Raw genomic sequence first — 12,002 nt, forward strand, 5'->3', positions numbered from 1 at the left:
AAGTTCCAAGCAAGCATCGCGTAAGTTTGGGAGTCCACACTCGGATCCAGCTGGACAAACACGGCTATTCCGATGAAGCAATAACTATATTAAACACGGAGACATCTATGGCAATTACACCTGGCAACGCGATCGACGGGCGCAAGGGGAATCCCGCCGACACGGGGATGACCAAGGAAGAGCGCAAGGTCATCTTTGCCTCCTCCCTGGGCACGGTATTCGAATGGTATGACTTCTACCTGTACGGCTCGCTCGCTCCCATCATCGCCAAACAATTTTTCGTCGGCGACCCCACCACCACCTTCATTTTCGCGCTGCTCGCCTTCGCCGCCGGCTTCATCGTGCGTCCGTTCGGGGCGCTGGTGTTCGGCCGCCTCGGCGACATGATCGGCCGCAAGTACACCTTCCTGGTCACCATCCTGCTGATGGGCGCCTCGACCTTCATCGTCGGCCTGTTACCGAGTTACGCCTCGATCGGCATTGCCGCGCCAATCATCCTGGTCACCTTGCGCATCCTGCAGGGCCTGGCGCTGGGCGGTGAATACGGCGGCGCGGCAACCTACGTGGCCGAACACGCGCCGCACGGCAAGCGCGGCTTTTTCACCTCGTGGATCCAGACCACCGCCACGATGGGCCTGTTCCTGTCGCTGGTGGTGATCCTGGGCACCCGTACCGCCCTCGGCGAACCCGAGTTCGCGGCCTGGGGCTGGCGCATCCCGTTCCTCGTGTCCGTGCTGCTGCTCGGCGTGTCGGTCTGGATCCGCCTGTCGATGAACGAGTCGCCCGCATTCGCCAAGATGAAGGCCGAAGGCAAGACCTCCAAGGCCCCGCTGTCGGAAGCCTTCCTCCAGCCAAAGAACGCCAAGATCGTGTTCCTCGCCCTGGTCGGCCTGACCATGGGCCAGGCCGTGGTCTGGTACACCGGCCAGTTCTACGCCCTGTTCTTCCTGACCCAGACGCTCAAGGTCGACGGCGCGGTGGCCAACATCCTGATCGCCATTTCGCTGCTGCTGGCCACGCCTTTCTTCATCGTGTTCGGTACGCTGTCGGACAAGATCGGCCGCAAGTGGATCATCCTGGGCGGCTGCGCGATTGCGGCGGTTACCTACTTCCCGATCTTCAAGGGCATCACCCACTACGCCAACCCGGCGCTGGAAACTGCGCTGCAAAGTTCGCCAGTGGTGGTCGTGGCCGATCCGGCATCGTGCCACTTCCAGTTCAAGCTGACCGGCACCGAAAAATTCCCGTCCTCGTGCGATATCGCTACCGGCATCCTGACGGCGGCATCGGTGAGCTACACGCGTGATGACGCCCCGGCCGGTTCGCTGGCCAAGGTACGCATCGGCGACAAGGAATTTACCTCCTTCACCGCGGGAATGACGGCCGGCGACCTGGACTTCGACGCCGACAGCAAAGCCAAGGAAAAAGTGCTGAAAGCCGATGTCGCCGCGGCGATCAAGGCGGCCGGCTATCCAGCCAAAGCCGACTCGGACCAGATCAACAAGCCGATGGTCGTGCTGCTGCTGTTTATCCTGGTGCTGTATGTGACGGCCGTGTACGGCCCGATCGCGGCCATGCTGGTCGAAATGTTCCCGACCCGCATCCGCTACACCTCGATGTCGCTGCCTTACCATATCGGTAACGGCTGGTTCGGCGGCTTGCTGCCAACTACCGCGTTCGCACTCGTTGCGTACAAGGGCGATATTTACTACGGCCTGTGGTATCCGATTATCGTGGCGCTGGTCACGGTGGTCATCGGTGGCCTGTTTGTCCGCGAAACCAAGGACAACGACATTTACGCCGCCGATTAAGCCATCCGGCTTCACTTATGAAAATGCCGCTCCCGTGAGCGGCATTTTTTTTGTCTCAGGGCGGCGCCGCAGGGCGCCTGCCATCGAACAGGGTCCACACGCCTTCGTGATGGAACATCCAGACCAGCTTCGAGTCGATGCCGATAATGAAGGTGTCACTATCGAACATCGCCACCCCATGGCGCCCGGGATAAGCAAGGATGAAGCCGGACAGCTCGTCACGCTGCACGGCGAACGCCCCCACGCCTTCCCGGTACGATTCGTCGCTCACCACGTACAGCGTTTCGGGCAAAAAGGCGGCGCTGTCGGCCACGGCCTGGAACGCCGGGTCATGCGGACGGCGCCAGCGCCCGGGCGGCACCAACTGCTCGATCAGGGCCGAGAACGAGGCGAAGTCCCATCCGAAGGCCGCATTTACGCGCCCCAGCAAAACAGTCAATGTCGTCATCGATGCACTGCCATGCCTAAGTACCCGCGCAGAAATAAGTGTGAGTTTTGGCGAACATAGCCGGATGCGATTGCCGTGCGCCCGACGCGACGCAGTGCGAGCACTGCGAGCGGAGGGCAACGCCGCAGCGCGCCGGCTATGGAAGACAAAAATCACAGTTATTTATGGGCGGGTACTTAGGTCGCGCCAAGGTAGTTATTCTTCACGCGCACATAATGTTCGGCCGAGTATTTGAGGAAGGCCAGCTCCTCCGGCGTCAGGGCGCGCACTTTCCGTACCGGGCGGCCGACATACAAATAGCCGCTTTCCAGCACTTTGCCCGGCGGCACCAGGCTGCCCGCGCCGACCATCACCCGGGACGAAATGAGGGCGTCGTCCATCACGATCGCGCCCATGCCGACCAGACATTCGTCTTGTATGGTACAGCCGTGCAGAATGGCGTTATGCCCGATGGTGACGTAGTCGCCGACGACCAGCGGCGAGCCCAGCGGCTTGCCGGGATTCTTGTGCGAGACATGGCACATCACGAAATCCTGGATATTCGAGCAGCGCCCGACCACGATGTGATTGACGTCGCCGCGCACTACCGCATTGCACCAGATGGACGAATCTTCGCCCAGGGTGACGTCGCCGATGACCTGCGCCGACGCGTGGATATAGGCTTGCGCGCCAATGCGCGGGTGCGCGCCGAGATAGGAAGTGAGCGCCATTCAAGCCGCCTTCTGGATCAGCATGGCCATGCGTTGCAGGTCGATATTGCCGCCCGAAACGATCACGCCGACCCGCTTGTTCTTGAAGTCCATGCGCGGATCGAGCGCCACCGCCGCGCCCAGGCAACCGGAGGGCTCCACGGTGATTTTCATGTGGCCGGCAAAAAACGTCATCGCCGCGACCAGTTCGGCGTCCGGCACCGTCAGGATATCGTCCACCCGCGCGCGGATCACGGCAAAGGTATGCTGGCCCAGGTGCTGGGTCTGGGCGCCATCGGCGATGGTGTCGGGCGTGGCGATGTGGACGATCTGGCCGCTGCGAAAACTGCGCTGGCCATCGTCGCCCGCCTCGGGCTCGACGCCCAGCACGCGGCAATCGGGGTTCATCGCCCTGGCGGCGGTGGCGCAACCGGACAGCAGGCCGCCGCCGCCCAACGGCACCAGCAGCACGTCGAGCGGGCCGGCGTCTTCGATCAGTTCCTTGGCGGCGGTGCCCTGCCCGGCCATCACGTGCGCGTGGTCGTACGGCGGAATCAGGGTCAGGCCGTGCTCGGCCGCCAGCGCGTTGCCGATCGCTTCGCGGTCTTCGGTGTAGCGGTCGTAGGTGACGACTTCGGCGCCGTAGCCGCGCGTGGCGGCCACCTTGATGGCGGGCGCGTCGCGCGGCATGACGATCACCGCCTTGATGCCCAGCAGTTTGGCCGCCAGCGCGATGCCCTGCGCGTGGTTGCCGGACGAATAGGTCACCACGCCACAGGCGCGCTGCTCGGGCGAAAATTGCGCCAGCGCGTTGTAGGCGCCGCGGATCTTGAAAGCGCCGGTGCGCTGCAGGTTTTCGCACTTGAAGAAAATCTGCGCGCCGGTGCGCTCGTTGGCGCTGCTCGAGGTCAATACCGGCGTGCGGTGGACCGCACCGGCGATGCGCTCGTGCGCGCGCGCCACGTCGTCGAAGGAAATGGGAAGCTGGATCATGGCGATGGATCTTTCTGTGGAAGATAGGAATACACGGTGGGCCGGGCAACGCCGAGCATGGCCGCCACGACCGCCTGGGCGTTCTTGAGGTCCATCAGGCCGGCGTCGGCCAGTTGCTGCACGGCCTCGCGCCGCTGGGCAGGCGTGAGCGCGCGCGGGGTTTTGTTGAGGCCGGCGGCAAAGCGTTCGAGGGTGGCGCGCAACTCGTCCAGGCGCGGCGACGCCAGCGATTCGCGCACAGGGACCACGTCGGCCTGGGTTTGCGCCAGCTGCGACAGGCTGGCGACGACGCTGGCGAGCATCGACACATCGACGTTCAGGCACAGTGCGGCAACATAGTCGCCGGCGCTGTTGCGCAAACCGATCGATGTGCTTTTCGCCGGGCGGCCATCGGGAAATTGGTTGGCGTAGTTTTGCAAGATATCGGGAAACCCAGGATCGGTGATCCGGGCCATGCCGATTTCGGTGGTCGGATCGCCCACTTCGCGCCCGGACAAGCTGTTCGAGATTGCCACGATGGAGGACGCCGGACGAGTCAGGTCGTGCAGCACCACCTCCACCATGGGCGCCAGGGTGCGGCCAAGGGCCTCGACAATCTTTTTGCCTTCGCGCAGGAGCAGTTCGTTTTCGGTGAGGGTCATGACTGACATTATGTCACCGTCAAACAAAATGTCAATTGACTTTGCCATACCGCAAGGTATTGACGGAAGAGTCGCAATGCCCGTATAGTGACGGCCATACCCAAGGGTATGGAGCAATCACGCCGCCTTCCATCATAGGATGAAACCATGACAATTTCTTCAGGACATATCGCCGCCGCCACCTTGTTCGTGCTCGGCATTTTGCACATCTTGTTTGGCGTGGCGAAATTCCGGCAAGCCTTGGGCGCGGCCTGGGGCGAAGGCCTCTTCAACCGGTTCGGGGCCAATGACGAGCGCCGACTTGCCTTCTGGTTCATCGCGTTCGGCCCGCCGCTGGTCTTGTGCGGCCACCTTGCCTGGCGCGCCGCCGGCGCCGCCGATACGGCCAGCCTGGGGCTGGTCGGGATCTACGGCTTCGCGACCGGGGCCGTGGGGATCGTCGCCTTTCCCCGCTCACCGCTATGGGGATTGGTCGCCGTCTCGGCCGTGCTCATTGCCATTGGCGAGGGTTGGATCGTCTAGCAACCTGGCGGACGCTACCCTTTGCGCGGCGGCGTCAGCAACTGCACCACGATGCCAATCTCGGCCTCGCTCATCTCCGGCGCGCCAATGGCGGCGTGTCCGATAAAGGCGCAGTAATTCCAGCGCGCAATCACGGGCGCCTGGTCCGCCGGCCAGCCGATATCGGTCAGCAGGTGGGCCACATAGTCGACCCGCTTGCGGTCGACCCGTTCCTGCACCTGCCTGACCTGCTCGTTGGTCATGGACCATGCGCGGATCGCCCGGCCCAGCGTAAACAGATGCGGCGGGCCACCCGTGAACAGCTTGCCCAGCTTGCTGCCGACATCCACATCCTCTTGGTCGACAATATCCATCACCTGTTGGGTGTGCACCTGCTCCCACTCTTCCATGAGCGCGGATTGATAATCTTCCAGATTCTTGAAATGCCAGTAAAAACTGCCCTTGGTCACGCCCATCTTTTGCGCGATCGTCATGATGCGCAAACCTTCCGGGCCGTCGTCGGCCAGCGCCTGCAAGCCGGCACCGAGCCAGCTTTGTCGGTTCTTTTTATCGTCCATGCCGTCATCATACCGAATGGTCTTGGCAACTCCAATGCTTGATGCAAAGCTCGCCATACCTTACAGTATGGCGAGAGGCAATAATGAGTACCGGACAAGGCGCTTGAGCGACCGTTTGCTGGCCATGGCCGTGCCGTTTTCCGCCCGCAGTTCCCACGGACATTCTGCCGTCAGGTGGCATACAGACGGTCGACAATCGCTTTCATGCCGTCATCGGGGATGAACTGGTCGGAAACAGTCAGGATGGCATACAGGTTGCGCCTGAGCTCATCGGCTGGAAGCGCGCCGTCCCTGAGCGCCGTTTGCAACAAGTGGAGCGCCATATCGGCCAGCAGTATCCGCTGCTTGTCCGCCCACCCCGCTTCCCCGCGCGTGGAAGGGTGGCTGCGGTAGGCGGACTCGGTCAAGTCGTGCGCCGTGTGTCCCAACGCGGCAATTTCCTTTTTCATCGCCTCATCCATCGCTCTCAACCCTCTTCGAAATTTGATGATACATTGCAATTTAAGCAGGATACCCTGCTTCTGAACACCTTACATGGATGATAACCGCATGAGCACGATTCAGATTCGCCAGGCCGTACTTGCCGACCTCGACGCATTGTCAGCTTTATTCGATGGCTACCGCCAGTTCTACCAGCGCGACAGCGACGTGGCGGCTGCGAAGCAGTTTTTGTCGGACCGCTTTCATCACGGCGAGTCGGTCGTGTTTATCGCCCATGAGGGATCCGAGCCAGTCGGCTTTGCGCAGTTGTATCCGAGCTTTTCGAGTGTTTCTCTCGGGCGGATTTTTATCCTGAACGACTTGTTTGTCAGCGAATCGGGGCGCCGCAAGGGCGTGGGAGCCCAACTCATTTCCGCTTCCGTTGACTTTGCGAAGACGGTCGGAGCGATCCGTCTTGCGCTGTCAACGGCGAGCACCAACGCAAACGCGCAAGCACTGTATGAGGCGACAGGCTGGGAGCGTGATGACGACGTGTTTTATGTTTACACCATCCCAAATAAGAACGGCTGACCCGGCCGCTTTATCGGAAGACACGGGAGGCAGGCAAAAAGTGAGCTACGCGATTCAATCTATTGTGGCGCTGCGGGGCGTTTATCCGGTTGAACTTCATGGCGGCTTGGCGCTGGTGCAGCTCAATGACGACGCGCAGATAATAGCCGTAAAACAAAATTTTGAGCATCGCCCCAAAACGGCCGTTGCAGGCCCTCAGGCATCAACAGCCCGTTTCCCGGTATTGGCTGAATACCTGTCCCATGAAATCGACGACCGCTTTGACGCGCGCACTGGTGCGCAGGCCGCTGTGCATCGATAGCCAGATATCCTGATCCAGCTCGGGAATATGCGCAATCGCGGCCACCAGATCGTGCTGGTCATTGGCGAGAAAGGTGGCAAGCACGCCCAGTCCGGCGCCATGTTCTACGCCATCGAGAATGCCCAGCCCGTAACTGCATCGCATCCATGGCACCGGGCCGCCAGGCAGAGCGCGCAACCAGCGGTCGGACTGGAACTCCGCGCGCGGCTCGTCGAAACCGACGAACGGCATGCTTGCCCATTGCTGGTTCGCAAAGGCAGCCGCATGGCGCGTGGCGACATCGCGGCTGCAATACAGCCCGAACGACAAGGTGCCGATATGGCGGGTGACGAGGTCGAGCTGTTCGGGCCGGTAAGGGCGAATCGCAATATCAGCTTCGCGCCGCGCCAGGCTGTAGGGCCGGTGGGAGGTGACGATTTCCACTTCGACGTTGGGATACGCCTCATGAAACGGCGCGAATCGGGTCGTCAAGAAATAAGATAGCCACTCGTCGGTATTGATCCGTACCACACCGGAAGCGGCATGGGCGTTCTGGCGATCGCGCGTGCGCTCGACTTCCAGCGCGATCTCGCCCATTTGGTCGGCCAAAGCGAAAACATCGGCGCCAAAGGCGGTCGGAATGCAACCGCCCTGGAAACGTTCGACGAGTTTTTGCCCGACTGCTTCTTCCAGGGCGTCAAGGCGGCGCGACAGCGTAGCCGGACTGAGCCCCGCTTTCCGGGCGGCTCCCCGCAAGGTGCCTTCCTGCGCGATCAGAGACAACAAACGCAGGTCATCCCAATTGAGCTGTTTCATATTTGAAGCATGATGGCGCGATTTTACCTCTATGTGTACATTTATGCAGTATGCGATCATGCTGCCGAAACGTCAACCGGGTATCCGGACGATGTCCGTAACGACAAGCAGACAAAGGATTTACATGCGCACATTCCGTGATCGCGTCAGACACGCGCTTCTCTTCGAGGCCGTGGCCCTGGCCATCTTCATTCCTGGATCGGCACTCGCCTTCGACCAGCCGATCGAGCACATGGGCGTGATCGGCTTTGCATCGGCGACCATCGCCACGCTCTGGAATTTCGTCTTCAACATGGGATTCGACCGCGCCATGTTGCGCCTGCGCGGCAGCGTGCATAAAACCATCGCCATCCGGGTCGCGCACACCTTCCTGTTCGAGGCGGGACTGGTCGCCATGCTGATCCCGATGATCGCCTGGTACCTGGGCATTGGCCTGTGGGCAGCGTTCCTGATGGATCTGGCCATCGTGACCTTCTATCTGGTCTATGGATTCCTGTTCAACATTGCGTACGACCGCCTGTTTCCCATCACCGCCGCGGCGGCGCCTTGCGCAGCTTGAAGGCCGCAAGCGCGGCATCAGCGGACGAGGCGGACTCAAATTCGCCGGCCTTTTGCGTCAATTCTTCGAGGGAACTCGCCAGGACAGTGTTAACCACTGCTGGAGCCTGGCAGCCGACGACTGCTTCCGCCGCTGCAGACATTCGGACCGGTCCGAAAGCAAGCGGAAGATGTTGTCAGGCGCGCTCGGTTCCGATCCTCTTCCAGTACAACAACGTTCCCGTCAGCCCGCCGTGGGGTTTGAGCGCGAAATCGGGAATTTCCCCGGTCAGCGTAAAACCATGTTTTTCGTAGAGCCCGGCCGCGCCGCCCTCGCTGGCGGTGTCGAGCACCAGCAGGGTCTTGCCGCGCTCCACGGCCGCCGCTTCGGCAGACCGCAGCAGGGCCGCGGCGATGCCGCGTCCACGCCAGCGCGGCAAGGTCATCATCTTGGCGATTTCCGCGCGGTGCGGCTGGTTGGGCGGGCAGTCCAGCAGCAGGCTTACGGTCGCCACCAGTCGATCGTCCTCGAAAGCGCCGAAGACGATGCGCTGGCCGTGCGCCGCCGCTTGCAGCGTGCTGGTCCAGAACGCGCGGGCGTGTGCATTGTCAAGCGGATGCATGAAGCCGACCGAGCCACCATCGGCGACGATTTCGACCAGCAAGGCGGCGAGATCGTCGATCAATGCGGGCGCGGGCAGCAATGGACGAATATCAACGGTGGACATGTGTTCAGCTCCGGGAAAGAACGACAAGGTAACGGCAAGTGTCTTCGCCGTCATTGGCAATCGTCACCTCGGACGGAGGGCCGAAGCCGAGGCAGTCGCCGGTCTCCAGCCGGTGCTGCTCGCCCCCCTCGAACACAGTCAGAGGGCCAGCCTGGACCCAGATCGCCTGGCGGATGTGCACGTACGACGAGGCCGGCAGCACCACGCGCTGGCCGGGCGGCATGTCGACCTGCACGATTTCGACCGGGTGATCGGGGCGTGCGTAGACTTGCCTGCGCAGGTAGCCGCTGTCCGGGTCGCGCCATAGGGGTTGCTGCGCCGCACGCATGACGCGGCTGGCATCGTCATGGCCTTCGGCGCGCAGCAGCAGGCCGGCAAGGGTCAGGTCGAAGGCGCCGGCCAGCCGCACCAGGATCACCGCCGTCGGGCTGGTTTCTTCGCGTTCAATCTTGCTGATGGCGGACTTGGCCACGCCGGAGCGGCTGGCCAAGTCCGCCAGCGACCAGCCGCGCGCATCGCGCTCAAGGCGGATCCGGCGGGCAATTGCAGCGCTCGTTTCGTCTCTTAATGCATCCATTCGTCTACTCTAATGGATTTTTGGACGAAAAAGAAGCGGTTTGAGGGGAAAAAATGGCAGCGCCGGAGGTGCCGGGGCTGCATTTTGATGTTCCCGGGGGTTATTACTTATAGCTCAATTGTGTTTTTATGGTTAATATTAAAGTTCTACTATAACCAAGAAGAGGTGATCTCGTGCTCAATATCGACAGTACCGGCTACATTGTCAATGGACGCGTGAAGCGTACACCACGCCCCGTCATCGAGCACGGAGCTTTAACCAAGGTAAACGGCATCATCGTGCACCAGACTGGCGGCTCGACCGGCGCCTCAAGCTTGAGTAGCTACACCTTGCCAAACGCGAACGGCGCGCATTTTTTGATCGACAAGGACGGAACGATTTATCAGTGCGCGTCGTTGAAAAAGCAGACCTGGCACGTTGGTAAGCTTAAAGCGCGCTGTGTCGCCGAGCACCGTTGCAGCCCGAAAGAGTTCAAGTACAATCCAACGGCCGAAAATAAAAGGGAAATGAAGAAGGAGGTGCCGCAGCGCTACCCCTCCAACGAGGACAGCGTCGGGATTGAGATTGTTGGCGTCGCCACCAAGGATGTCTATGAAGCGGTCAATGCGGAACAGAATGCGTCGCTTAAATGGCTGGTCGCCGAGCTGAGTTCGACCTTGGGCGTACCGATGACGGAGGTATTCCGGCACCCGGATGTATCGCGCAAGAACGAGACTGAAGCCTCAACCGCATCATGGTAATCGCTCCCCTCCTCCTCGCCTTAGCGGCAAGCGCGTCTGTAGCGACGGCCGACGGTTCAGGTACCGAACCGAAGATGCGCAATGCGCATCTTGCGCCGATCACCACAGTCACCATCGAGAACAATGGTGCGACGTCCCCGGCGTCCAAAGAGCCTGCGGAGCAGTGCGCAGATTTCAAACTCAGCGCGCAGGAAGTCCGGAAGTACATCGGCAAGGCCGCCGAAGTCGCCGAACATGATTACTTGCATATGCTCGACTGGTCGCCCTGCCACGCGAGCGGCAAGGTCACCTTTAAGGGCGGCGTCACGGGTACCTGGGAGATCCAGCAGTATCGCGCTGGATCGCTGAAGCTGAGCAATGGCCGAACCGTCTACCTGTATTGCCCGAAATGCAAGGCGAAAGCATTCCCGGCTGTGGAGAAATGACGCCAGGTTTCTCCCTCAGTGACGTACGCGATGCGGGCAGACTCGCGGCAACTCCTTAATCGAGAGATGGCCGCCCGCATCGATAAACCGCTCTCGCAACTAGCCCCCTGGACACCATGAACCTCCCCCGAAACACGACCTCGACCAAAGCACGCGCTGTGCCCATGCCCAACAACACCGTGCTAGCGCCGCTTTACGCGAACGCGAACCTGTTGGACGCCTTTGCCATTGAACTGCCTGTGGGGGCCAGCGATGATCTGGAGGTGCTGGCACGCTTCGCGTTAGAGCACCAGGCGTGGTGGATTCGTGCGCTCCTGCGGGTCCGCGATGTGGCGATGACGACAGTCGGCGTCGCATCCTCGCGCGCCGTCGGTCTTGCCGGCGCGGCGCGTGGACCGGTGATCGGCTTCTTGCCGCTGCTGTCAAAGAGCGCGACGGAGGTCATCCTGGGCGCGGATGACCGGCATCTCGACTTCCGCGTCACCATCCAGCTTCGCGCCGATGCAGCACATGGTCGCGAGCTGCTCGCGGGCACGGTGGTGCATTGCCATAACAGACTGGGACGTATCTATCTTGCGACGATTGCGCCGTTTCATCGCGTGATTATGCGGGCGAATCTGGAAAGGGCAGTAAGAGAAATGAGGACTTGAGCATGCATTGGCGCTACGAATGAAAAGAACCCCTAAGCTTGTCTATTGCGTTGCGATTTGCCTGTCTTTCACATCGTGTGGAATCAAAGAGGAAAATCTTCCGATCGACAAGCGTACTGCGGTGTTTTGTCATGTTCCTTTTGATGTCGCAACATCTATCGGAATGAAGATATCGAATTTTTCTCATTCGTGTACATATATCGGGCAACTTGGTGTTCAGGATAGAAGATATCTGGAAATATTGGAATTGATCAAAAAAGCCAAGCCTGGGCCATTCATCGATGACGGTATCAGAGTCAAAATCACCGTTCCAGATGCCGACATCATCCATATTGATGACGACGGCGGCGTGATCATGGGGGCGACGCGGGTCAAAATGGATCAGGATGGCTTTGCGCGAGTCAAAAAAATGGTCACGGAAATGGCCAAGGAGAGCGGGCTTTCAGTGGACTAGCCTGAATTTTGCACAAAAAAGGGCAAGAATGCCGTAAGTGATTGATAGAATGGGAGTTATCTAGAAACCTACCCTATCAGCACGAACACACCTTGCCCGACATGAATTCTACCCCAGAGCAGC

At 60.6% G+C, this 12,002-nt stretch carries 17 protein-coding genes; 8 read left to right on the forward strand and 9 right to left on the reverse strand.

Annotated elements, in window-relative coordinates:
• Positions 1-107: 107 nt before the first annotated feature.
• A complete protein-coding gene (locus F2P46_RS32835) occupies positions 108-1,811 on the forward strand; it encodes an MFS transporter (protein ID WP_166898343.1) in 1,704 nt (567 codons plus the stop codon).
• A 55-nt stretch (positions 1,812-1,866) separates the two neighbouring features.
• On the opposite strand, the gene F2P46_RS32840 is transcribed toward F2P46_RS32835, so the two are convergent.
• From F2P46_RS32840 to F2P46_RS32855, 4 genes are all read right to left on the reverse strand, one after another.
• Positions 1,867-2,259 carry a hypothetical protein gene (locus tag F2P46_RS32840; RefSeq protein ID WP_166898345.1) on the reverse strand — a complete coding sequence of 131 codons (393 nt, stop codon included), beginning with the start codon at positions 2,257-2,259 and terminating at the stop codon, positions 1,867-1,869.
• 176 nt (positions 2,260-2,435) lie between these two features.
• Positions 2,436-2,969, reverse strand: coding sequence for a gamma carbonic anhydrase family protein (locus tag F2P46_RS32845; protein ID WP_166898347.1), 534 nt, complete (start codon positions 2,967-2,969; stop codon positions 2,436-2,438).
• Positions 2,970-3,941: a threo-3-hydroxy-L-aspartate ammonia-lyase gene (locus F2P46_RS32850; RefSeq protein WP_166898349.1), complete on the reverse strand. Its 972-nt coding sequence runs from the start codon at positions 3,939-3,941 to the stop codon at positions 2,970-2,972. It lies immediately after the preceding gene.
• Entirely contained in the window at positions 3,938-4,582 is a 645-nt protein-coding gene (locus tag F2P46_RS32855; protein WP_166898372.1) for a transcriptional regulator, read from the reverse strand. Before F2P46_RS32855 ends, F2P46_RS32850 begins: the two co-directional genes overlap by 4 nt.
• Before the next feature lie 147 nt (positions 4,583-4,729).
• On the opposite strand from F2P46_RS32855, the gene F2P46_RS32860 reads away from it, so the two are divergent.
• Complete coding sequence (locus F2P46_RS32860) at positions 4,730-5,104, forward strand: DUF6463 family protein (protein WP_166898351.1); 375 nt, start codon at positions 4,730-4,732, stop codon at positions 5,102-5,104.
• Between the two features lie 14 nt (positions 5,105-5,118).
• Here F2P46_RS32860 and F2P46_RS32865 read toward each other — a convergent pair whose 3' ends face one another.
• Together F2P46_RS32865 and F2P46_RS32870 are read right to left on the reverse strand one after the other, a co-directional pair.
• Complete coding sequence (locus F2P46_RS32865) at positions 5,119-5,661, reverse strand: TetR/AcrR family transcriptional regulator (protein ID WP_166898353.1); 543 nt, start codon at positions 5,659-5,661, stop codon at positions 5,119-5,121.
• Positions 5,662-5,831: 170 nt separating this feature from the next.
• Complete coding sequence (locus F2P46_RS32870; protein WP_166898355.1) at positions 5,832-6,122, reverse strand: hypothetical protein; 291 nt, start codon at positions 6,120-6,122, stop codon at positions 5,832-5,834.
• An 88-nt stretch (positions 6,123-6,210) separates the two neighbouring features.
• Between F2P46_RS32870 and F2P46_RS32875 the strand changes: the two genes are divergently transcribed.
• Positions 6,211-6,672 (forward strand): GNAT family N-acetyltransferase, encoded by a 462-nt coding sequence (locus F2P46_RS32875; RefSeq protein WP_166898357.1) that lies wholly within the window; start codon positions 6,211-6,213, stop codon positions 6,670-6,672.
• A gap of 202 nt (positions 6,673-6,874) precedes the next feature.
• On the opposite strand, the gene F2P46_RS32880 is transcribed toward F2P46_RS32875, so the two are convergent.
• On the reverse strand, positions 6,875-7,768 hold the full coding sequence (locus F2P46_RS32880) for a LysR family transcriptional regulator (protein WP_166898358.1): 894 nt from the start codon (positions 7,766-7,768) through the stop codon (positions 6,875-6,877).
• Between the two features lie 124 nt (positions 7,769-7,892).
• Between F2P46_RS32880 and F2P46_RS32885 the strand changes: the two genes are divergently transcribed.
• A complete protein-coding gene (locus F2P46_RS32885; RefSeq protein ID WP_208296871.1) occupies positions 7,893-8,327 on the forward strand; it encodes a PACE efflux transporter in 435 nt (144 codons plus the stop codon).
• A gap of 175 nt (positions 8,328-8,502) precedes the next feature.
• Here F2P46_RS32885 and F2P46_RS32890 read toward each other — a convergent pair whose 3' ends face one another.
• Together F2P46_RS32890 and F2P46_RS32895 are read right to left on the reverse strand one after the other, a co-directional pair.
• Positions 8,503-9,033 carry a GNAT family N-acetyltransferase gene (locus tag F2P46_RS32890; RefSeq protein WP_166898360.1) on the reverse strand — a complete coding sequence of 177 codons (531 nt, stop codon included), beginning with the start codon at positions 9,031-9,033 and terminating at the stop codon, positions 8,503-8,505.
• Between the two features lie 4 nt (positions 9,034-9,037).
• Positions 9,038-9,610, reverse strand: a complete 573-nt coding sequence (locus F2P46_RS32895) for an XRE family transcriptional regulator (protein WP_166898362.1) — start codon at positions 9,608-9,610, stop codon at positions 9,038-9,040.
• Positions 9,611-9,783: 173 nt separating this feature from the next.
• On the opposite strand from F2P46_RS32895, the gene F2P46_RS32900 reads away from it, so the two are divergent.
• From F2P46_RS32900 to F2P46_RS32915, 4 genes are all read left to right on the forward strand, one after another.
• A complete protein-coding gene (locus F2P46_RS32900; RefSeq protein ID WP_166898364.1) occupies positions 9,784-10,350 on the forward strand; it encodes an N-acetylmuramoyl-L-alanine amidase in 567 nt (188 codons plus the stop codon).
• Entirely contained in the window at positions 10,344-10,775 is a 432-nt protein-coding gene (locus F2P46_RS32905; RefSeq protein ID WP_166898366.1) for a hypothetical protein, read from the forward strand. Before F2P46_RS32900 ends, F2P46_RS32905 begins: the two co-directional genes overlap by 7 nt.
• A gap of 164 nt (positions 10,776-10,939) precedes the next feature.
• A complete protein-coding gene (locus F2P46_RS32910) occupies positions 10,940-11,425 on the forward strand; it encodes a DUF2867 domain-containing protein (protein WP_208296872.1) in 486 nt (161 codons plus the stop codon).
• A gap of 19 nt (positions 11,426-11,444) precedes the next feature.
• Complete coding sequence (locus F2P46_RS32915; protein ID WP_166898369.1) at positions 11,445-11,879, forward strand: hypothetical protein; 435 nt, start codon at positions 11,445-11,447, stop codon at positions 11,877-11,879.
• Positions 11,880-12,002: the final 123 nt, after the last annotated feature.

Origin of the sequence: Massilia sp. CCM 8734 (genome assembly GCF_011682155.1) — a bacterium.
Taxonomy (GTDB): Bacteria; Pseudomonadota; Gammaproteobacteria; order Burkholderiales; family Burkholderiaceae_D; genus Telluria_A; species Telluria_A rubra.

Bases quoted from the DNA above. Each gene is read 5' to 3' on its own strand.
- F2P46_RS32915 (WP_166898369.1), top strand. From the start codon at position 11,445: ATGAAAAGAACCCCTAAGCTTGTCTATTGCGTTGCGATTTGCCTGTCT.
- F2P46_RS32850 (WP_166898349.1), bottom strand. From the start codon at position 3,941: ATGATCCAGCTTCCCATTTCCTTCGACGACGTGGCGCGCGCGCACGAG.
- F2P46_RS32840 (WP_166898345.1), bottom strand. From the start codon at position 2,259: ATGACGACATTGACTGTTTTGCTGGGGCGCGTAAATGCGGCCTTCGGA.
- F2P46_RS32845 (WP_166898347.1), bottom strand. From the start codon at position 2,969: ATGGCGCTCACTTCCTATCTCGGCGCGCACCCGCGCATTGGCGCGCAA.
- F2P46_RS32855 (WP_166898372.1), bottom strand. From the start codon at position 4,582: ATGACCCTCACCGAAAACGAACTGCTCCTGCGCGAAGGCAAAAAGATT.
- F2P46_RS32885 (WP_208296871.1), top strand. From the start codon at position 7,893: ATGCGCACATTCCGTGATCGCGTCAGACACGCGCTTCTCTTCGAGGCC.
- F2P46_RS32835 (WP_166898343.1), top strand. From the start codon at position 108: ATGGCAATTACACCTGGCAACGCGATCGACGGGCGCAAGGGGAATCCC.
- F2P46_RS32890 (WP_166898360.1), bottom strand. From the start codon at position 9,033: ATGTCCACCGTTGATATTCGTCCATTGCTGCCCGCGCCCGCATTGATC.
- F2P46_RS32880 (WP_166898358.1), bottom strand. From the start codon at position 7,768: ATGAAACAGCTCAATTGGGATGACCTGCGTTTGTTGTCTCTGATCGCG.
- F2P46_RS32870 (WP_166898355.1), bottom strand. From the start codon at position 6,122: ATGGATGAGGCGATGAAAAAGGAAATTGCCGCGTTGGGACACACGGCG.
- F2P46_RS32865 (WP_166898353.1), bottom strand. From the start codon at position 5,661: ATGGACGATAAAAAGAACCGACAAAGCTGGCTCGGTGCCGGCTTGCAG.
- F2P46_RS32910 (WP_208296872.1), top strand. From the start codon at position 10,940: ATGCCCAACAACACCGTGCTAGCGCCGCTTTACGCGAACGCGAACCTG.
- F2P46_RS32875 (WP_166898357.1), top strand. From the start codon at position 6,211: ATGAGCACGATTCAGATTCGCCAGGCCGTACTTGCCGACCTCGACGCA.
- F2P46_RS32860 (WP_166898351.1), top strand. From the start codon at position 4,730: ATGACAATTTCTTCAGGACATATCGCCGCCGCCACCTTGTTCGTGCTC.
- F2P46_RS32905 (WP_166898366.1), top strand. From the start codon at position 10,344: ATGGTAATCGCTCCCCTCCTCCTCGCCTTAGCGGCAAGCGCGTCTGTA.
- F2P46_RS32895 (WP_166898362.1), bottom strand. From the start codon at position 9,610: ATGGATGCATTAAGAGACGAAACGAGCGCTGCAATTGCCCGCCGGATC.